The organism is Staphylococcus simulans (genome assembly GCF_002902285.1).
GTDB lineage: Bacteria > Bacillota > Bacilli > Staphylococcales > Staphylococcaceae > Staphylococcus > Staphylococcus simulans.
The window spans coordinates 58,309-79,675 of the sequence record NZ_PPRU01000001.1; the positions used below are offsets into that span (position 1 = coordinate 58,309).

The 21,367-nt window shown below is 34.4% G+C and carries 22 protein-coding genes; 21 read left to right on the forward strand and 1 reads right to left on the reverse strand.

Translation table 11 applies throughout. From position 1 onward, the window contains the following. The first annotated feature begins 174 nt into the window (after positions 1-174). From lepA to recO, 19 genes are all read left to right on the forward strand, one after another. Entirely contained in the window at positions 175-1,998 is a 1,824-nt protein-coding gene (gene lepA / locus CD112_RS00300) for a translation elongation factor 4 (protein WP_002481079.1), read from the forward strand. A 68-nt stretch (positions 1,999-2,066) separates the two neighbouring features. Then, positions 2,067-3,188: a radical SAM family heme chaperone HemW gene (gene hemW / locus CD112_RS00305; RefSeq protein WP_103363662.1), complete on the forward strand. Its 1,122-nt coding sequence runs from the start codon at positions 2,067-2,069 to the stop codon at positions 3,186-3,188. 96 nt (positions 3,189-3,284) lie between these two features. Next, entirely contained in the window at positions 3,285-4,244 is a 960-nt protein-coding gene (gene hrcA, locus CD112_RS00310; RefSeq protein WP_002481077.1) for a heat-inducible transcriptional repressor HrcA, read from the forward strand. Positions 4,245-4,270: 26 nt separating this feature from the next. Then, positions 4,271-4,861, forward strand: a complete 591-nt coding sequence (gene grpE, locus CD112_RS00315; protein ID WP_103363663.1) for a nucleotide exchange factor GrpE — start codon at positions 4,271-4,273, stop codon at positions 4,859-4,861. Positions 4,862-4,911: 50 nt separating this feature from the next. Continuing rightward, a complete protein-coding gene (gene dnaK, locus CD112_RS00320) occupies positions 4,912-6,747 on the forward strand; it encodes a molecular chaperone DnaK (protein ID WP_002481075.1) in 1,836 nt (611 codons plus the stop codon). Positions 6,748-6,917: 170 nt separating this feature from the next. Then, complete coding sequence (gene dnaJ, locus CD112_RS00325) at positions 6,918-8,051, forward strand: molecular chaperone DnaJ (RefSeq protein WP_002481074.1); 1,134 nt, start codon at positions 6,918-6,920, stop codon at positions 8,049-8,051. A 5-nt stretch (positions 8,052-8,056) separates the two neighbouring features. Continuing rightward, complete coding sequence (gene prmA / locus CD112_RS00330; RefSeq protein ID WP_060804765.1) at positions 8,057-8,995, forward strand: 50S ribosomal protein L11 methyltransferase; 939 nt, start codon at positions 8,057-8,059, stop codon at positions 8,993-8,995. A gap of 1 nt (position 8,996) precedes the next feature. Then, positions 8,997-9,749 carry a 16S rRNA (uracil(1498)-N(3))-methyltransferase gene (locus CD112_RS00335; RefSeq protein WP_060804764.1) on the forward strand — a complete coding sequence of 251 codons (753 nt, stop codon included), beginning with the start codon at positions 8,997-8,999 and terminating at the stop codon, positions 9,747-9,749. Positions 9,750-9,754: 5 nt separating this feature from the next. Beyond that, positions 9,755-11,101 (forward strand): tRNA (N(6)-L-threonylcarbamoyladenosine(37)-C(2))-methylthiotransferase MtaB, encoded by a 1,347-nt coding sequence (gene mtaB, locus CD112_RS00340; RefSeq protein ID WP_002481071.1) that lies wholly within the window; start codon positions 9,755-9,757, stop codon positions 11,099-11,101. A 130-nt stretch (positions 11,102-11,231) separates the two neighbouring features. Beyond that, the gene (rpsU, locus tag CD112_RS00345; RefSeq protein WP_000048060.1) at positions 11,232-11,408 is read left to right on the forward strand and encodes a 30S ribosomal protein S21; all 177 of its coding nucleotides are present in this window, start codon (positions 11,232-11,234) and stop codon (positions 11,406-11,408) included. A gap of 213 nt (positions 11,409-11,621) precedes the next feature. Continuing rightward, entirely contained in the window at positions 11,622-12,338 is a 717-nt protein-coding gene (locus tag CD112_RS00350) for an NfeD family protein (RefSeq protein ID WP_103363664.1), read from the forward strand. An 18-nt stretch (positions 12,339-12,356) separates the two neighbouring features. Beyond that, positions 12,357-13,343, forward strand: a complete 987-nt coding sequence (gene floA / locus CD112_RS00355) for a flotillin-like protein FloA (RefSeq protein ID WP_002481068.1) — start codon at positions 12,357-12,359, stop codon at positions 13,341-13,343. A 13-nt stretch (positions 13,344-13,356) separates the two neighbouring features. Continuing rightward, positions 13,357-13,992: a superantigen-like protein SSL4 gene (locus tag CD112_RS00360; RefSeq protein ID WP_060804762.1), complete on the forward strand. Its 636-nt coding sequence runs from the start codon at positions 13,357-13,359 to the stop codon at positions 13,990-13,992. Positions 13,993-14,211: 219 nt separating this feature from the next. Then, positions 14,212-15,159: a PhoH family protein gene (locus CD112_RS00365; protein ID WP_023015136.1), complete on the forward strand. Its 948-nt coding sequence runs from the start codon at positions 14,212-14,214 to the stop codon at positions 15,157-15,159. A gap of 5 nt (positions 15,160-15,164) precedes the next feature. Further along, positions 15,165-15,626: an rRNA maturation RNase YbeY gene (gene ybeY, locus CD112_RS00370; RefSeq protein ID WP_023015137.1), complete on the forward strand. Its 462-nt coding sequence runs from the start codon at positions 15,165-15,167 to the stop codon at positions 15,624-15,626. A gap of 3 nt (positions 15,627-15,629) precedes the next feature. Next, a complete protein-coding gene (locus tag CD112_RS00375; RefSeq protein WP_002481064.1) occupies positions 15,630-15,974 on the forward strand; it encodes a diacylglycerol kinase family protein in 345 nt (114 codons plus the stop codon). A gap of 15 nt (positions 15,975-15,989) precedes the next feature. Then, the gene (gene cdd / locus CD112_RS00380; protein ID WP_002481063.1) at positions 15,990-16,397 is read left to right on the forward strand and encodes a cytidine deaminase; all 408 of its coding nucleotides are present in this window, start codon (positions 15,990-15,992) and stop codon (positions 16,395-16,397) included. Beyond that, positions 16,394-17,293, forward strand: coding sequence for a GTPase Era (era, locus tag CD112_RS00385; protein ID WP_023015138.1), 900 nt, complete (start codon positions 16,394-16,396; stop codon positions 17,291-17,293). Before cdd ends, era begins: the two co-directional genes overlap by 4 nt. A gap of 24 nt (positions 17,294-17,317) precedes the next feature. Continuing rightward, complete coding sequence (gene recO, locus CD112_RS00390) at positions 17,318-18,085, forward strand: DNA repair protein RecO (protein WP_002481061.1); 768 nt, start codon at positions 17,318-17,320, stop codon at positions 18,083-18,085. Positions 18,086-18,138: 53 nt separating this feature from the next. On the opposite strand, the gene CD112_RS00395 is transcribed toward recO, so the two are convergent. Next, positions 18,139-19,530 carry a glycine--tRNA ligase gene (locus CD112_RS00395; RefSeq protein ID WP_103363665.1) on the reverse strand — a complete coding sequence of 464 codons (1,392 nt, stop codon included), beginning with the start codon at positions 19,528-19,530 and terminating at the stop codon, positions 18,139-18,141. A gap of 313 nt (positions 19,531-19,843) precedes the next feature. Here CD112_RS00395 and ccpN point away from each other — a divergent pair, with 313 nt between their 5' ends. Together ccpN and CD112_RS00405 are read left to right on the forward strand one after the other, a co-directional pair. Next, a complete protein-coding gene (gene ccpN / locus CD112_RS00400) occupies positions 19,844-20,467 on the forward strand; it encodes a transcriptional regulator CcpN (protein WP_081705407.1) in 624 nt (207 codons plus the stop codon). Between the two features lie 12 nt (positions 20,468-20,479). After that, a complete protein-coding gene (locus tag CD112_RS00405; protein WP_057510463.1) occupies positions 20,480-21,304 on the forward strand; it encodes a pyruvate, water dikinase regulatory protein in 825 nt (274 codons plus the stop codon). Positions 21,305-21,367: the final 63 nt, after the last annotated feature.

Genomic DNA, 21,367 nt, shown 5'->3' on the forward strand with positions numbered 1-21,367 from the left:
ATCATTTATTTTCAATGAGGCTTTTAACAAGCGATGATTTACAGTAAAATAGAGCCTGTCAGTAAAATGTACATGAAATTGCCATTAGTTGCAATTATGGGGCAAACACGTTATTATATCAAAGAATATCATACATAATGCTCTATTTGAATATTATGAAAGTGAGTAGATAGAATGAATAATGAAGAACGGTTAAACCGACAAGAAAATATTAGAAACTTTTCTATCATTGCCCATATTGACCATGGAAAGTCAACGTTGGCTGATAGAATTTTAGAAAACACTAAAAGTGTTGAAACACGAGAAATGCAGTCACAATTATTAGATTCAATGGATTTAGAAAGAGAACGCGGTATCACTATTAAGTTGAATGCGGTTAGATTAAAATACGAAGCTAAAGATGGTAAGAATTATATTTTCCACTTAATTGATACACCAGGGCATGTCGATTTTACTTATGAAGTTTCTCGTTCTTTAGCAGCATGTGAAGGGGCTATTTTAGTTGTAGATGCTGCACAAGGTATCGAAGCACAAACACTGGCAAACGTATACCTTGCACTTGATAATGACTTAGAATTACTTCCTGTAGTGAATAAGATTGATTTACCAGCTGCAGATCCTGAACGTGTTAAACAAGAAATTGAAGATGTTATTGGTTTAGATCAAGATGATGTAGTTTTAGCAAGTGCTAAATCTAATATTGGTATTGAAGAAATATTAGAAAAAATCGTTGAAGTCGTACCACCACCAGAAGGCGATCCTTCTGAACCATTAAAAGCATTAATTTTCGACTCTGAATATGATGCTTATAGAGGTGTTATTTCTTCAATTCGAATTATGGATGGCGTAGTTAAAGCAGGGGACAAAATCAAAATGATGGCGACTGGTAAAGAATTCGAGGTAACCGAAGTTGGTATTAACACACCTAAACAACTTCCAGTCGAAGAACTAACTGTTGGAGATGTTGGCTACATCATCGCAAGCATCAAAAATGTGGATGATTCACGTGTAGGGGATACTATCACGCATGCAGAACGCCCAGCAGCACAACCATTAAAAGGTTATAAAAAAATGAATCCAATGGTGTTCTGTGGTTTATTCCCAATTGATAATAAAAAATATAATGATTTAAGAGAAGCCTTAGAAAAATTACAGCTGAATGATTCATCACTAGAATTCGAACCTGAGACTTCTCAAGCTTTAGGCTTTGGTTTCCGTACAGGATTCTTAGGCATGCTGCATATGGAAATTATTCAGGAACGTATCGAACGAGAATTTGGAATCGAATTAATAGCGACAGCTCCATCTGTAATTTATGAATGTATTCTAAAAAATGGTGAGAAAAAAATCGTTGATAATCCAGCACAAATGCCTGAGAGAGATCAAATTGATGAAATTTACGAGCCTTACGTTAGAGCAACAATGATGGTACCGAATGATTATGTAGGTGCTGTTATGGAATTATGCCAACGTAAGCGTGGACAATTTATCAATATGGACTATTTAGATGATATTCGTGTCAATATTATTTATGAAATTCCACTTTCAGAAGTAGTATTTGATTTCTTCGACCAACTTAAATCAAATACAAAAGGCTATGCTTCATTTGATTATGAACTAATCGGCTATAAAGAAAGTGATTTAGTTAAAATGGATATCTTATTAAACGGCGAAAAAGTAGATGCTTTAAGTTTTATTGTTCATAAAGAATTTGCATATGAACGCGGTAAAGCGCTTGTTGAAAGGTTAAAAACGTTAATCCCTAGACAACAATTCGAAGTACCCGTACAAGCTGCAGTTGGCCATAAAATCATTGCCCGTACAAATATTAAATCAATGGGTAAAAATGTACTTGCGAAATGTTATGGTGGGGATATCAGCCGTAAACGTAAATTATTAGAAAAGCAAAAAGCAGGTAAAGCAAAAATGAAAGCAGTAGGTAATGTTGAAATACCTCAAGACGCTTTCTTAGCAGTATTAAAAATGGATGAAGATTAATAATAAGGTTGGGACTCTAATGTCCCAGCTTTTTATTTTGAATTTTGTCCTAAAAGCGAGGCGAAAATATGAAAGTTGAAAGTGCATATATCCATATTCCATTTTGTGTCAGAATTTGTACTTACTGTGATTTCAATAAATACTTTATACAAAATCAACCAGTTGATGAGTATTTAGATTGCTTAATTGAAGAATTTAAAACAGCTGACAATCGCACATTAAAAACAATGTTTGTAGGAGGAGGCACACCTACAGCGTTAAATGAGTCACAATTAGAGCGTTTGTTAAAAGCTATCAATGAGCACTTTACTATTTCAGGAGAATATACTTTTGAAGCAAATCCAGATGAACTTACACCATCAAAGATTAAACTTTTAAAAGACTACGGCGTCAATCGCATTTCAATGGGTGTTCAAACATTTGACCAAGATTTATTAAAAGTACTTGGGCGTACACATAATACGGCAGATATATACAATGCTGTCGAGCTCGCTAATCAATACCAGATTAACTCTATCAGTCTTGATTTGATGTATCATCTTCCTGGTCAAACACTTAAACAATTTGAAGACAGTTTAGATATTGCGTTATCAATGGATATTAATCATATCTCAAGTTACGGTCTAATTCTTGAACCTAAAACTCAATTTTATAATTTATATAGAAAAGGAAAGTTAAAACTTCCAAACGAAGATGTAGGGGAAGAAATGTATGAGCTATTACTTGATAAAATTAATCAATCTTCAATGCATCAATATGAAATTTCGAATTTTGGTCAACCTGGTCATGAATCTGAACACAACAAAGTGTATTGGATGAACGAAGGTTATTATGGCTTCGGAGCAGGTGCCAGTGGATACGTTCATGGAATAAGGTACTCAAATGTCAATCCTGTTAATCACTATATTAAGAAGATTAGAAACGGCGAACGTCCTATTTTACATCAAACCACACCCACTCATCGCGAACAAATGGAAGAACAGATGTTTTTAGGTTTAAGAATGAATCAAGGGGTAAATAAATCTGTGTTCAATCATAAATTCAATGAAAACATTGATCAAATCTATGCTGAGGCACTTTCTGACCTAAGTAAAAAGGGCTTAATTATTAATGAAAATAACGCTGTTAAATTGACTGATCGAGGTAAGGTTATTGGCAATGAAGTCTTTGAAGCATTCTTATTAGATTAATTTTAAGAGGTCAAGGCTTTAACATTGACTTACTTTGACCAATTTGATAAATTATAATTAGCACTTGGAAGAAGAGAGTGCTAATGAGGTGGAAACATGATTACAGATAGACAATTGAGCATTTTAAATGCCATTGTTGAAGATTATGTGGATTATGGTCTACCTGTCGGTTCTAAAACAATTATTGAGAGACATAATGTTGATGTGAGTCCAGCTACTATAAGAAATGAAATGAAACAATTAGAATCATTTGGTTTAGTAGAAAAATCTCATGCATCATCAGGAAGGTCACCTTCATTAAAGGGTTTTAGATATTATGTAGACCAACTGTTGGAAAATACTTCTCCTCTAAAAGAAACGAATAACCAACGTTTAAATAAACTGTTAATGGAATATAACTTTAATTTATCTGCTGCACTAAGTGTGTATGCGAATGAATTGTCATTATTTACACAGTATACTACGTTGGTAATGAAACCAAATCAATCAAAAGATTTGATCAGCGATGTTCATTTGTTTAACGCAACCGCTAATTTGGTTATTATGGTAATTGTGTTCGAAACAGGAAATGTTGAACATATTCAATTAGCAGTAGACGAAAAGATTTCTAAAGCGCGTTTAATTCAAATAGCGAATTACATCAAAGAACTTTATAACAATAAAAGTTTTGTTGATGAAGCAATGGAACATTCGAGCGACATCACAACAATTCATCAATTAACAGATTTACTTTATCAAAGAGTTAATGATAGCAAGAAAGACATCTACCTTGGTGGTAAATCAAATTTAATTGATACATTGAATGAGCAGAATGTGAATTCAATACAACAAATTCTTCAATATTTAGAGTCCAATAAGATATTGAAACTGTTCGAAAAAGATAATCATTCTGGAATCGATGTTAAAATAGGAAAAGAAATTGATAATGACCTAGAGGACATCTCAATTGTGATGAGTGATTATCATATTGATGAACATCTTAAAGGACACATAGCTGTTATTGGACCGACCGCTATGCGTTATCAAAATGTAATTCAATTACTATATAAAATATAGTTTTGAAATGTATTGGAGGACAGAAAATGGCAGAAAAAGATCAATCAGTTAACAATGAAGAAGTTGTTGAGAACGAAGATGCAACTGTAAATTCAAATACTGAAGAAGATACTCAATCAACTGAGAATACCGAAAACGTTCAAAATGGTTCTGAAGAGAATCAAGAAGAGAATGAAATCCAACAACTAAAAGATGAGTTAAAAGAACAAGAAGAAAAATATTTACGTCTGTATGCAGAGTTTGAAAACTATAAGAGACGTATTCAAAAAGAAAATCAAACATTAAAAACATATCAAGCTCAAAGTGTTTTAACGGATATCTTGCCGACTATTGATAACATTGAACGTGCGTTACAAATAGAAGGTGAAGACGAATCATTTAAATCTCTGCAAAAAGGGGTACAAATGGTTTATGAAAGCTTATTACGCGCACTAGAAGAAAACGGTCTTGAGAAAATAGAAGCTTTAGGACAACAATTTGATCCAAACTTCCATCAAGCTGTTATGCAAGATAGTGATGATTCATATGAATCAGGCGAAGTTACACAAGAGCTTCAAACTGGTTATAAATTGAAGGATCGTGTATTACGCCCTTCAATGGTTAAAGTAAATCAATAAATATAACTGATGAAATATACAACAAATGTTATTAGGAGGAATTATTAGTTATGGGTAAAATTATCGGAATTGACTTAGGTACAACAAATTCATGCGTGTCTGTTTTAGAAGGCGACGAACCAAAAGTAATCCAAAATCCAGAAGGTGCACGTACAACACCATCTGTTGTAGCTTTCAAAAATGGTGAAACTCAAGTAGGTGAAGTTGCTAAACGACAAGCAATCACAAACCCTAATACTATTCAATCAATCAAACGTGAAATGGGTACAGACCACAAAGTAGACGTTGATGGAAAATCATACACTCCACAAGAAATTTCTGCAATGATTCTTCAAAACTTAAAAAGTACTGCAGAAAGCTATCTAGGAGATAAAGTAGATAAAGCAGTTATTACTGTTCCAGCTTACTTCAATGACGCTGAACGTCAAGCTACTAAAGATGCTGGTAAAATTGCTGGTTTAGAAGTTGAACGTATTATCAACGAACCAACTGCAGCTGCTTTAGCTTACGGTTTAGATAAAACTGATCAAGACGAAAAAGTGTTAGTATTCGACCTTGGTGGCGGTACTTTCGACGTTTCAATCCTTGAATTAGGCGATGGCGTGTTCGAAGTATTATCAACAGCAGGTGACAACAAACTTGGTGGTGACGACTTTGACCAAGTAATCATTGACTACCTAGTTTCAGAATTCAAAAAAGAAAATGGCATTGATTTATCACAAGATAAAATGGCATTACAACGTTTGAAAGATGCAGCTGAAAAAGCTAAAAAAGACTTATCTGGTGTATCACAAACTCAAATTTCATTACCATTCATCTCTGCAGGAGAAAGTGGTCCATTACACTTAGAATTAACTCTAACTCGTTCTAAATTCGAAGAACTTTCAGATGATTTAGTTCGTCGTACAATGGAACCTACTCGTCAAGCACTAAAAGATGCTGGCTTAACAAGCAAAGATATCGATGAGGTAATCCTTGTTGGTGGTTCTACTCGTATTCCAGCTGTTCAAGAAGCAGTTAAAAAAGAAATCGGCAAAGAACCAAACAAAAGTGTTAACCCTGATGAAGTTGTAGCTATGGGTGCAGCTATCCAAGGTGGCGTTATCTCTGGTGATGTTAAAGATGTTGTATTATTAGACGTTACACCATTATCATTAGGTATCGAAATTATGGGTGGTCGTATGAACACATTAATCGAACGTAACACTACTATCCCAACATCAAAATCACAAGTTTATTCAACAGCAGCAGATAACCAACCAGCAGTAGACATTCACGTATTACAAGGTGAACGTCCAATGGCTTCAGATAACAAAACATTAGGACGCTTCTCATTAACTGATATTCCACCAGCTCCACGTGGTGTACCACAAATCGAAGTAACATTTGATATCGATAAAAACGGTATTGTAAACGTTACTGCTAAAGACTTAGGTACAAACAAAGAGCAGAATATCACAATCGAATCAAGCTCTGCACTTTCAGATGATGAAATCGATCAAATGGTTAAAGATGCTGAACAAAACGCAGAAGCAGATAAAAAACGTCGTGAAGAAAGTGACTTACGTAACGAAGCTGACAGCTTAGTATTCCAAGTTGAAAAAACATTAAAAGACTTAGCTGACAATATCGGCGAAGACGATAAAAAACAAGCTGAAGACAAAAAAGAAGAATTGAAAAAAGCACTTGAAGGCGACGATTTAGAAGATATCAAAGCTAAAAAAGAAGAACTTGAAAAAGTCGTTCAAGATTTATCAATGAAAGTTTACCAACAAGCACAACAAGCTCAAGAACAACAACAAGGTGGAGATGCTTCTAACAACAGTGATGTTGAAGATGCTGATTTCACTGAAGTTAAAGACGACGACAACAAAGATAATAAATAAGTGCATGCTTTCTCAAAAGAGCAGCTTTAACTAAATAAAGAAAAAAGCGGCTTCTTAAAAATTTAAGTCAAAGTCAATTGTACATTGGCTTTGACTTTTTATTATTTAACCAACTATACTTTAAAAGGTATAATGATTCTAAACTAGCAGAAAGATAAGGAGAGATTACAGTGGCAAAAAGAGACTATTATGAAGTCTTAGGTGTCAGTAAAGATGCGTCAAAGGACGAGATAAAAAAAGCCTACCGTAAATTATCCAAAAAATATCACCCAGATATTAATAAAGAAGAAGGCGCAGATGAAAAGTTCAAAGAAATTACTGAAGCTTATGAAGTGCTAAGTGATGAGAATAAACGCGCAAACTATGATCAATTTGGTCATAACGGACCACAAGGCGGCTTTGGCGGCCAAGGATTCGGCGGTCAAGACTTCAGTGGCTTCGGAGGCGGTTTCGAAGACATATTCAGTACGTTCTTCGGAGGCGGTGGTGCACAACGTGATCCAAATGCACCACGTAAAGGGGACGACTTACAATACACTATGACTATTTCATTCGAAGAAGCAGTCTTTGGTGCTGAAAAAGAAATTTCAATTCGTAAGGAAGTAAAATGTGAAACTTGTGACGGCTCAGGTGCAAAACCAGGTTCTAAAAAGAAAACGTGTCACTATTGTAATGGAGCAGGACACGTATCTGTAGAACAAAATACAATACTTGGTCGTGTAAGAACTGAAAAAGTTTGTCCAGTATGTAATGGTACAGGTGAAGAAATTGAAGAACCATGTCCAACTTGTCACGGTAAAGGCACACAAACTAAAAACGTTAAAATCAAAGTCAAAGTACCAAAAGGTGTAGACACTGATCAACAAATTCGTTTAGCCGGTGAAGGCGCACCAGGACATAACGGTGGACCACAAGGTGACTTATATGTTGTATTCAGAGTTAAACCATCTGATAAATTCATCCGTGAAGGTGATGATATCTTCTATAACTTGAAAATCAGCTTCCCACAAGCAGCTCTAGGTGATGAAGTTAAAGTGCCTACATTAGATGGTGAAGTTATTTTAACAGTTCCAGAAGGTACTCAAGACGGAAAACAATTCCGTATGAAAGAAAAAGGTGTTAAAAACGTTCATGGCTATGGATATGGTGACTTGTTTGTGAACATTAATGTAGTGACTCCAACTAAATTAAGTGAAAAACAAAAATCATTAATGCGAGAATTTGCGGAACTTAGCGGTGAAGAAATTGAAGAACAACCTTCTAATTTCAAAGAACGCGCACGTAGATTCTTTAAAGGAGAATAACAATAATGAACTGGGTGGAACTTTCAATTGTAGTAAATCATGAAGCACAAGATGCAAGTACAAACATTTTAGAAGACTTGGGTTCAAACGGTGTAGTGATAGAAGACTCAGAAGATTTAAAAGGAAACTTAGAGGATAAATTTGGCGAAATATATGAATTGAATCCTAGTGATTATCCTGAACGTGGTGTAAGAATTAAAGCATATTTCAACGAATTAGAATACTCAGATGAACTAAAAAAAGATATTTTAAGTGCTATCAAGAAGATTGATACTTTAAATGAAAATATGTTTAGCTATTCTGAACAATCACTTCAAGAACAAGATTGGGAGAATGAGTGGAAAAATTATTTCCATCCATTCAGAGCTTCAGAACGCTTTACTATTGTGCCAAGTTGGGAAGAATATGATAAAGAAAATAATGAAGAATTATGTATTGAACTAGATCCAGGTATGGCTTTTGGTACAGGAGATCATCCTACAACTAGCATGTGTTTAAAAGCGATTGAAACATATGTAAAACCAAAACATACTGTGATTGACGTTGGTACTGGATCAGGTATCTTAAGTATTGCTTGCTCATTATTAGGTGTTAAGCGTATCAAAGCTTTAGATCTGGATGAACTAGCTATAAAAGTAGCAAAAGAAAATTTCATAAAAAATGCTTGTGCTGATTCAATTGAAACAACAACCGGTAATTTATTACAAGGCGAAACAGATAAATATGATATTGTAATCGCAAATATATTGGCGCATATTATTGAAGAAATGATAGATGACGCTTATAATACTCTAAATGAAGATGGTTTATTTATAACATCTGGTATCATTGAAGAGAAGAGCAATGAAATTATAGAACATATGAAGCGGACTGGTTTTAATATCATTTCAATTAATCACGACAACGGTTGGGTTTGTATCGTTGGAGAGAAAGAGAGCAAATAATATGCAAAGATATTTTATAAATCAAAACGCTGATGAAAGTCAGCGTTTTTTTATTACTGACAAAGACGATATACATCACATTTCAAATGTCATGCGTCGTCAAGTCGGGGCTAAAATTATCGTAACCTTCGAGGACTTAAAGGTTTATCTCTGTGAGATTACAACTATAAATAATGAAGGCGTTGAATTTAAATTATTAGAAGAACAACCAAATGATACTGAATTACCTATAGAAGTAACAATATGCAGTGGATTAATTAAAGCAGATAAATATGAGTGGTTGCTGCAAAAATCTACGGAATTAGGTGCTTCTCACTTTATTGCAGTACAAATGGATCGTTCTGTTGTAAAACTAAATCAAAGTAAAGCAGATAAAAAATTGACACGATGGAATAAAATTGTCAAAGAAGCAGCTGAACAAAGTTATCGTCTTGTAATCCCAACTATTGAATTTGTATCGAATTTAAAGAAAGTATATGTTAATATAGATAAATATGATTATGTACTAATCGCTTATGAAGATGCAGCAAAAGAGGGCGAGATGAGTGAGTTTAAACGCGCACTCGAACAATTCAGCAAAGGAGATCGTGTATTAATTATTTTTGGACCAGAAGGCGGTTTAAGTCCTGATGAAATTGAAATGTTCAAAAATAATAGTTACATAGTCGGCCTAGGTCATCGAATCTTGAGAGCAGAGACGGCTCCGCTTTATGCGCTTAGTGCAATTAGTTATGAAAAAGAATTAATGGGGTGAAATAAATGTCAACAGTAGCTTTTCATACTTTAGGTTGTAAAGTAAACCATTATGAAACTGAAGCAATTTGGCAATTATTTAAAGATGCCGGCTATGATCGAGTTGAATTTGACACAAATGCCGATGTCTTTGTTATAAATACATGTACAGTTACAAATACAGGAGATAAGAAGAGTAGACAAGTCATCCGACGTGCTATCAGAAAAAATCCAGATGCAGTCGTTTGTGTTACAGGATGTTATGCACAAACATCGTCAGCAGAAATCATGGATATCCCTGGAGTAGACGTTGTAGTCGGTACACAGGATAGAACGAAGTTGTTAGGTTATATTGAAGAGTTCAAAGCTGAACGTCAACCAATTAACGGTGTAGGCAATATCATGAAAAATCGTACATATGAAGAATTAGATGTACCATATTTCACTGATAGAACACGTGCTTCTTTAAAAATCCAAGAAGGTTGCAACAACTTCTGTACTTTCTGTATTATTCCATGGGCACGTGGTTTAATGCGTTCAAGAGATCCTGAGAAAGTAGTAGAACAAGCAACAACATTAGTAAATTCTGGTTATAAAGAAATTGTGTTGACTGGTATTCATACAGGTGGTTACGGTCAAGACTTGAAAGATTATAACCTAGCACAATTATTACGTGATTTAGAATCAGTAGATGGATTAGAAAGAATTCGTATTTCATCAATCGAAGCTAGTCAATTAACTGATGAAGTCATTGATGTAATCAAAAATTCAAATAAAGTCGTACGTCACTTACACGTGCCATTACAATCTGGTTCAGATACAGTATTAAAACGCATGAGACGTAAATATTCAATGGCACACTTCTCAGAACGATTGATGAAGTTACATGATGCTTTACCAGGTTTAGCAGTCACTAGTGACGTGATTGTAGGATTCCCAGGTGAAACTGAGGAAGAATTCCAAGAAACATATGACTTTATTTTAGATCATCACTTCTCAGAATTACACGTTTTCCCATATTCAGCTCGAACAGGGACACCAGCTGCTAGAATGGATGATCAAATTGATGAAAGTGTAAAAAATGAACGTGTTCATAAACTAATTGAATTAAGTAACCAATTAGCGAAAGAATATGCTTCTCACTTTGATCAAAAAGTATTAGAAGTAATTCCAGAAGAGCACGGTGAAAAACCAGGTACATTAGTGGGTTATGCAGATAACTACATGAAAGTTGAATTTGAAGGCGATGATTCGCTTATCGGCGAACTTGTACGTGTGAAAATCACAGAAGCAGGTTATCCTTTAAATAAAGGTTATGTTACTCGTGTGATTGATCATGCAACAAATAGCAGTGAATTTACAGCTATTGTGTAAGGTTCAAAAAATTAATTATTCTAATTGACCGCATCAACCACATATATTATAATTAGCATTGCATGGTTTATAAAAAACTATGCAAACGAATTTTAAAGTTCCGTTGTTATTTGGAGGGAGGGAAATACAGATGTCTAAAACAGTAGTCCGTAAAAACGAATCACTTGAAGATGCATTACGCCGTTTCAAACGCTCAGTTTCTAAAAGCGGTACAATTCAAGAAGTACGTAAACGTGAATTTTACGAAAAACCAAGTGTTAAACGTAAAAAGAAATCAGAAGCTGCACGTAAACGTAAATTCAAATAATTATTAAGTCTGTTGACTCCCTCAACAAACAATTAATTATTATATAATGCAGTTTAAACAGCCCTAAGTTTTACAATTATGTAAAACTTAGGGTTTTTTCTTATGTTTTGATGCTACATAATATAATTTTTCTATTGATGTTAAAATAAAACGATAATCCTATAATTACACTAAGTAATCATGTATAATGAACCTTGAGAGCGAGGTGAATCTATGTCATACCAAGCTGAAATCCTACATAATATTTCGGTATTTCAGGCAAGTTCAAATTCCACACTACATCAAATCAGCGATTTTATAACAAGTCCATTTATTTCATTAATTTTAACCTGTATTATCTTTTTAGGTTTTCTTTATCAACTCTATTCCAAGCGTATTAACTTTCCAGGCATTCTTGCTGCACTAGCCTTATTAATACTATTTTTAGGCTATTTGATACAAGGAGAAGTTTCCTTAATTTCTGTTGGATTATTTTCTATAGGTGTGATACTGCTCGTCATTGAATTGTTTGTTATTGGTGCAGTAATCGGCATTATAGGCATGATTCTCATCACAGTAAGTATGATTATGCTTGGTGAAAACATTCTTTGGATGTTAGTCAATGTTATAATCGCTTTAATACTGACTATTATAGAATGGGTGATATTAGTGAAAGGATATAACAAAAAGATTTCGTTATTTGAAAAAGTTATACTCAGAGATTCGACAACGTCTGAAGCTGGCTATACTTCACACGATGACCGCTCTAATCTAGTAGGACAAACTGCAATCACTTTAACAGAATTACGACTTGCAGGAATGATTTCATTAAATGATGAACGCATAGATGCAGTATCAGATGGAACATTTATACAAAGAGATGTAGAAGTCAAAGTAACTGAAGTTGAAGGATCGAGAGTAGTTGTCAGAGAGATTCCAAAAAACACATAATACTAGGAGGCACTTACTATGTTAGTACCGTTAATAATCATTGTTATTATTGCAGTCATTGCTCTATTAATCTTATTTTCATTTGTACCAATCGGTTTATGGATTTCTGCAATAGCAGCCGGTGTCAAAGTAAACATTGGCACACTTATCGGAATGCGTTTAAGACGTGTTTCACCACGTAAAGTTATCGCGCCATTAATTAAGGCACATAAAGCTGGTTTAAACCTTACAACTAACCAACTAGAATCACACTACTTAGCAGGTGGTAATGTAGACCGCGTTGTAGATGCAAATATTGCTGCACAACGTGCTGACATCAACTTACCTTTTGAACGTGGCGCAGCGATTGACCTAGCAGGCCGTGACGTTTTAGAAGCTGTCCAAATGTCTGTAAACCCTAAAGTTATTGAAACGCCATTTATTACAGGTGTTGCTATGAACGGTATTGAAGTAAAAGCTAAAGCTAGAATCACAGTTCGTGCAAACATTTCTCGTTTAGTCGGCGGTGCTGGTGAAGAGACTATTATTGCACGTGTCGGTGAGGGGATTGTTTCAACAATCGGTTCAAGTGAACATCATACTGTTGTTTTAGAAAATCCAGACAATATTTCAAAAACTGTATTAAGTAAAGGTCTAGATTCAGGAACAGCCTTTGAAATTTTATCTATTGATATCGCAGATGTGGATATCGGTAAAAACATCGGTGCAGACTTACAAACTGAACAAGCATTAGCAGATAAAAATATTGCTCAAGCTAAAGCAGAAGAACGTCGTGCAATGGCAGTTGCATCTGAACAAGAAATGAAAGCACGTGTACAAGAAATGCGTGCGAAAGTTGTGGAAGCAGAATCTGAAGTTCCACTTGCAATGTCTGAAGCTCTAAGAAAAGGTAATATCGGAGTTAAAGATTACTATAATTTGAAAAACATAGAAGCTGATACAGGTATGCGTGAGTCTATCAATAAACGTACGCAACCAAATGATAACGAGTCACCAGACAAGTAAACGAGGTGATTAAATGAATATCGGTCTAATAATATTTGTCGTTAGTGTTGTTATCTCATTAATATCAGCAATTAACGATAAAAATTATAAAAAGAGACAACAAAATCAACCAAAATCATCACAACCTAGAAGACAACCTACGACTGAGCGTAAACAACAAAAAGGGTTTCTTGAACAATTAGGTGAAAAGTTTGAGGAAATGCAAAAAGAATTAGAAGGTACGCCGCCATCTTCTCAACCTGATCACACACCTAAACCAGAAGAAACTACACGTCCAAACCATCGTACATCTCAACCGAGACAAACGCGCGAGCAATCATCTCAACCAAGACTCGATTCAAATCAAAAAGAGCAAGTATTGACAAAACAACTGAATGATTCTTTAAATAATGAGTTACATGATTTACGCTCTCAAATGGATTTGGAGAAACAAAAGCAAATTGAGATATTAGAACGTCGTGCTCAAGCAATCATTAGTGATAAATATCTTTCAGAACGTGCTAAAAAAGAAAGACTCAAACAACTATTCGCTAATAAGTTTAATCAAACAAGCACACGAACTAATGAAGATTTACGCTTTGATGAAGATGAAATACTAAATGGTTTTGTTTGGTCAGAAGTACTTAAAAAGCCGAAACAGTTACAATAAATTTAATGGATTGGATGGACATAATTTTATGTCATCCAATCCATTTTTCTTTTATGCAAGCTAAACTTTATTGGATTAATAAACAGCGAGAACATGATATAATGATTGTATGAATATGTGGAAATTATTAACTAAGTCCGTAGTTTCCGTTAACCATTATATTCTGCATCTTATTAAAAAATATGCTTAAAAGCGATAATAATGAAAAGGAGTTAATGTATGCCAGGAATAATAGTTATTGACGATATCAATCAAGCCCAAGCACTAATAGGTAATAATGATGAACACTTACAAGCAATAGAAGAAGCTTTCAATGTTATTGTTCATGCTAGGGGGCAAGAAATAGCTGTAAAAGGGCAACAACAAGAAGAAATTGTAAAAGCAGAAGCTGTAATAAAAAACCTTTTAAAAGTAATTGATCAAGGCGTATCAATTAATCTTAAAGATGTAGAAGCAGCAATTAAAATGGCAGAGAAAGGATCTATCCAACACCTCGTTGATTTATACGATGAAGCAATTACTAAAGATGCTTATGGTAAAACAATTCGTGCAAAAACAATGGGTCAACGTTTATATCTGAATGCGATGAAGCATAATGATTTAGTCTTTGGTATTGGACCAGCTGGTACTGGTAAAACTTTCTTAGCTGTTGTTTATGCTGCTAAAGAATTGCGTCAAGGTAACGTAAAAAGAATAGTGCTGACTCGTCCCGCTGTAGAAGCAGGCGAATCATTAGGTTTCTTACCAGGCGACTTAAAAGAAAAGGTAGACCCTTATTTAAGACCTTTATACGATGGTCTTCATACGGTACTGGGACCTGAGCAAACAGCGCGTTTTATTGAAAGAGGTATCATTGAAGTTGCACCATTAGCCTATATGAGAGGACGTACACTTGACGATGCATTTGTTATTTTAGATGAAGCACAAAATACGACGCATGCCCAAATGAAAATGTTCTTAACACGTTTAGGATTTGGATCAAAAATGGTCGTAACGGGTGATATGACTCAAGTAGACTTGCCGAGAGGTATTAAAAGCGGATTAAAACAAGCTGTTAAACGCTTATCAGGCGTTAAAGGCATTAGTGTACAAACATTAGATCAAAGTGATGTTGTACGTCATCCATTAGTAAGTAAAATTATCAGCCGTTATGAAGGAGATGAATAAACGCCATGTTCACGATTGATTTTTCAAATCATACGGATGAAGTAAAAGAAGAATGGTATGACCAGATTGAAAAGTTATTAAACTTTGCGAAAGCACAAGAGAATATTGAAGAAGATGCAGAACTATCAGTGACATTTGTTGATAAAGAAGAAATTCAACAAATTAATAGAGACTATAGAGATAAAGATAAAGTTACTGATGTCATTTCATTTGCGTTAGAAGAAGATGAACCTGAAATTGAGGGTTTAGATATCCCTCGTGTACTAGGTGACATTATCATTTGCGCAGATGTTGCAAAAGAACAAGCTGCAGAGTATGGACATTCCTTTGAGAGAGAACTCGGCTTTTTAAGTTTGCATGGCTTCTTACATTTACTTGGCTATGATCATATGAATGAAGCCGACGAAAAAGAAATGTTTGGAAGACAAAAATCTATTTTAGATGCTTATGGCTTAACAAGAGAATAGTCTATGAATCGTTTTAAGTATCCCATTCAAGGGTTGTTGACCATACTACAAAAAGATCGTAACTTTTTATGGCATATCGCAATTGGCTTTTTAATCATTGGCGCGTCTTTTTACTTCAATATTACCCGCATGGAATGGATTGCGGTTATTTTAACAATTTTTCTAGTGTTAGCATTTGAAGCAATTAACACCGCAATTGAATATGTAGTTGACCTTGTAACGGATGATTATAAACTTTTTGCTAAATATGCTAAAGATATCGCAGCACTAAGTGTGCTTTTAATATCTATCGCAGCAGTAATTATAGGTCTAATTATCTTTATCCCTTACATCGTTAACTTATTATAAAGGAGAGAGATAAAAATGGCTTATACTCAAGAACATTATGAAAAAGTAAGAGAAGCACAAAAACGTTCTTATTCACCTTACAGCAACTTTAAGGTGGGTGCTTATTTAAGAACTAAGGATGGCAAAGAATTTTTCGGCGCAAATGTGGAAAATGCTGCGTATGGCGAAGCAATTTGTGGAGAGCGTTCAAGTTTAGTTGCAGCAATTAGTCAAGGTTATAGACCAGGTGACTTTGAATCTTTAACAGTCACAGTAGATGCTGATAAGCCTTCATCACCATGTGGTTCATGTCGTCAAGTTATTAATGAACTATGTGATGACGACATGCCGATTTATTTAACAAACCATAAAGGCGATATGATTGAAACGACTGTCGCCGAATTACTGCCGCTAGGTTTTTCAGGAAAGGATTTGAATATATGACAGAACATAAATCAGGCTTTGTTTCAATTATAGGCCGACCTAACGTAGGTAAATCTACGTTTATGAATAGAGTACTTGGGCATAAAATCGCAATTATGTCAGACAAAGCACAAACAACTAGAAATAAAATACAAGGTGTTATGACTGAAGATGATGCACAAATTATCTTTGTTGATACACCAGGTATTCACAAGCCCAAACATAAATTAGGCGACTATATGATGAAAGTTGCTAAAAATACTTTATCAGAAGTAGATGCAGTCATTTTCATGGTTAACGCTGATGAAAAGATTGGTCGCGGTGATGAATATATTATGGAAATGCTGAAAAATGTCAAAACTCCAGTATTCCTTGTTATCAATAAAATTGACTTAGTACACCCTGATGAAATCATGCCTATTATTGAATCATATCAAAAATATATGGACTTCTCTGAAACTGTTCCAATGTCAGCATTAGAAGGTTTAAATGTTGAACACTTTATCGAAGTACTTAAATCATATTTACCAGAAGGGCCTCAATATTATCCAGATGGTCAAATTTCTGACCACCCTGAACAATTTGTGGTAGGTGAATTAATAAGAGAAAAAATTCTTCACTTAACGAGCGAAGAAATTCCACATTCAATAGGTGTTAACGTTGATAGAATGGTTAAACAATCTGAAGATAAAGTTCGTATAGAAGCTACAATTTTTGTTGAAAGAGATTCACAAAAAGGAATTGTCATCGGCAAAGGCGGCAAAAAGTTAAAAGAAATTGGAAAACGTGCGAGATTGGATATCGAAAACCTATTAGGTTCAAAAGTGTATCTCGATTTATGGGTAAAAGTACAAAAAGATTGGCGTAATAAAATCAACTTTATTCGCCAAATGGGCTATATAGAGGATCAAGATTAAACTAGAAGGTCGGTGGTACCTTTTATGTTAGTAAAACAAAAAGGAATTATTATTAAAACAGTCGATTATGGCGAATCAGATAAAATTATTACCATCCTAAGCGAAAGTGGCGCGAAGATTCCTTTGATGGTCAAACGTGCTAAAAAAAGTAGAACAGGTATGCAGGCTAATACACAATTATTTGTATATGGCCTGTTTATCTATGCTAAATTACGTGGTCTAGGCATACTTAATTCAGTTGATGTTATCAGTCAAAATTATCAACTTCGTTTAGATATTTATGAGAGCAGTTATGCTGCACTTTGTGCTGAAGTCATTGACAAATCTATGGACGAAGAACAAATTTCTAAATTTAATTATCAACTCTTACACTTTTGCTTGAACAGAGTTGAAAAAGGTTACAGTGCCCAACTGATGTCCGTTATTGTTTTATTAAAAAAAATGCCTGACTTTGGTTTTACTATCGCATTCAATCAAGATATTATCTCAGGCGATACAAACCAAGCAAATTTATGTGGCTACAGTTTTAAATATCATGGTGTGATTGCTCAGGAAAATTTGTATAGAGATGAACGAGCAGTTCCTATATCTAATAAAACGCTTTATTTATTGGATGTACTTCAAAAACTGCCTATAGATAAAATGAATTCAGTTAATATTCATCAGGATATAGTAGATGAGATGTCTGATTTGCTTATCATGTTATACCGGGAATATGCGGGTGTGTTTTTCAGAAGTCAAAAATTAATAAATCAATTGCATCGTTTAGAGTCCAATAACCAGAAAAAATGATAGAAAAATAAGGGTATATCGCAATTTCGCGATATACCCTTATTTATTTAATATTAGAATTTAACTTTTTCAGCTAAGAAATCGTTTAATTCAGAGATTGGCATACGAACTTGTTCCATAGTATCACGTTCACGTACTGTGACTTGTTGATCTTCTAATGAATCGAAGTCAAATGTAATACAATATGGTGTACCAATTTCATCTTGACGACGGTAACGTTTACCAATTGATTGTGATTCGTCAAAATCAACTGTAAAGTTTTCGCTTAATTGTTCGTAAACTTTAATTGCTTCTTCAGATAATTTTTTGCTTAATGGTAAAATTGCTGCTTTATACGGTGCTAGAGCAGGGTGGAAGTGCAATACTGTACGTTCATCTTTACTACCTTCAACACCTTCACGGTCATAAGCATCACATAAGAATGCTAATGTCACACGGTCAGCACCTAAAGAAGGTTCAACACAGTATGGGATGAATTTTTCATTTGTTTCTGGATCATGGTATCTGAAATCTTCACCAGAATATTCACTATGTTTTTTCAAGTCGTAGTCTGTACGGCTTGCAATACCCCATAATTCGCCCCAACCAAATGGGAATTTATATTCAATGTCTGTAGTTGCATTAGAGTAGTGAGATAACTCATCTTGGTCATGATCTCTTAAACGAATATTTTCATTTTGAAGACCTAAGTCTAATAACCATTTTTCAGCAAATGTTTTCCAATAATTTTGCCATTCGATTTCTTCACCAGGACGGCAGAAGAATTCTAATTCCATTTGTTCGAATTCACGTGTTCTGAAAATGAAGTTACCTGGTGTAATTTCATTACGGAATGATTTACCGATTTGACCAATACCAAATGGTAATTTTTTACGCATTGAACGTTGGACGTTTTTGTAGTTGACAAAGATACCTTGTGCAGTTTCAGGACGTAAGAAAATTTCGTTAGTTGAATCTTCAGTTACACCTTGGAAAGTTTTGAACATCAAGTTGAATTGACGGATATCAGTCCAGTTAGCAGTACCGCTTACTGGGCATTTAATACCTTCTTCTTCAATAATACGTTTCATTTCATCAAAACTTAAACCATCTGCGATAAAGTTTTCGTCACCTTTTTCATTTTGCATAAATTCTTCAATTAATTTATCTGCACGGTAACGAATTTTACTATCTTTGTTGTCGATCATAGGGTCATTAAAGTTACCTAAGTGACCTGATGCTTCCCATACTTTAGGGTTCATCAAAATTGCTGCGTCTAAGCCAACGTTATAAGGTGATTGTGAAATAAATTTTTTCCACCATGCACGTTTAATATTATTTTTTAATTCAACACCTAATGGACCATAATCCCAAGTGTTTGATAAACCACCGTAAATCTCACTGCCTGGAAATACAAAACCTCTGTGTTTTGCTAGCTGAACTACTGATTCCATATTTTTTGCCATAAATAACACTCCTCTTTAATAATAAAAAAACGCCCCAAGATAACGAAATAAACATTTCGAAATCTTGGGACGAGTTATCTCATTTCTCATTGAAATTCGTAATAACCCGCGGTTCCACCCAAATTAGTGTAGACACTCGCTTAGATTATAAAAGTTGTTAGGCCAATTTAATTGTTAAGCTCGCACCATCCTTAACTCGCTTCAAACTTAATTCTAATGCATCCGAAAATTAAAGGCAAGTGTTTATATAGATTTGTAGACCAAAACAATTACAGTTATAATATAAATTGTAAGTGTGAAGGGGTGAAGACATATAGAACTGAGTAGTAGGCAAAGTGAAATTATCGAAATAGTAAAGCAAAATGGGCCGATTACCGGTGAAAAGATTGCCGAACAACTAAGTTTAACTAGAGCGACACTTAGACCTGATTTAGCTATTTTGACAATGTCTGGGTTTCTCGAAGCTAGACCTAGAGTAGGATACTTTTATTCTGGTAAATCAACAAATCAATTATTAACAGAAAAATTACGTCAATATGTTGTTAAAGACTATCAATCTTTGCCGATTGTCTTAAAAGGCGATACTTCTGTTTATGAGGCAATATGTACAATTTTTCTTGAAGACGTCAGCACGTTATTTATTGTGAATACAAATAATGATTTTGTTGGAGTTTGTTCAAGAAAAGACTTACTCAGAGCATCCATGATTGGCGAGGATATACATACGATGCCAGTCAGTGTTATCATGACACGTATGCCGAATTTAACACACGTTTTAGAAAATGATTTGGTCGTACTAGCTGCACAGCTTATGATTGAAAAAGAAATTGATTCTCTGCCGATAGTTCGTGGTAAAGATAATGGTAAGTTGGAAGTCATCGGGCGCATTTCAAAAACCACGATAACAAAATTATTTGTATCAATTTTCGATGAGTAGGAGTAGGATTTAATGCAAAAGATAAAAATAATAATTGCATCTGATTCGGTGGGAGAAACAGCCGAACAAGTTGCAAAAGCTTGTGTTTCTCAATTTAACTCGAAAAATTTCCAAAGTCAGATTGTACGTTATCCATATATTGAAACATTAGAGAATGTTGATGAAGTTATGGAAGTTGCGAAAGAAAACGAAATGAATATTGTTGTTTTCACGCTTGTAAAACCTGACATTAAAGAATATATGGAACAGCAATTAGCCGAAAAAAATATAAAACATGTCGATATCATGGGACCATTAATGAATATTTTAATTGATGAAATCGATGAAAAACCATACTATGAACCAGGTATAGTGCATAAACTAGATGAAGCATACTTCAAAAAAATTGAAGCGATTGAATTTGCAGTTAAATATGATGATGGTAAAGATCCGAAAGGTTTACCTAAAGCTGATATTATATTAATTGGTATTTCACGTACTTCAAAAACACCTTTATCACAGTTTTTAGCACATAAGCGTTATAAGGTTATGAATATTCCAATCGTTCCTGAAATCAATCCGCCTGAAGGGTTATTTGAAGTAGATCCCAAAAAATGTATTGCATTAAAAATCAGTGAAGAAAAGTTGAATAAAATCCGTAAAGAAAGATTGAAACAACTCGGGCTTGGAGATTCAGCACGTTATGCTACAGGGCAACGTATTCAAGAAGAATTGGATTACTTTGATAAAATAGTTGATCGAATAGGCTGTCCTGTGATTGATGTTTCAGACAAAGCTATAGAAGAAACAGCGAATGATATCATGTATATAATTGAACAAAATAAAATGAATAAGTAAGCCTAATACAATACGCTGGTGTTTTAAACTCAGCGTATTTCTTATTGAGCTAATAACTTTTAT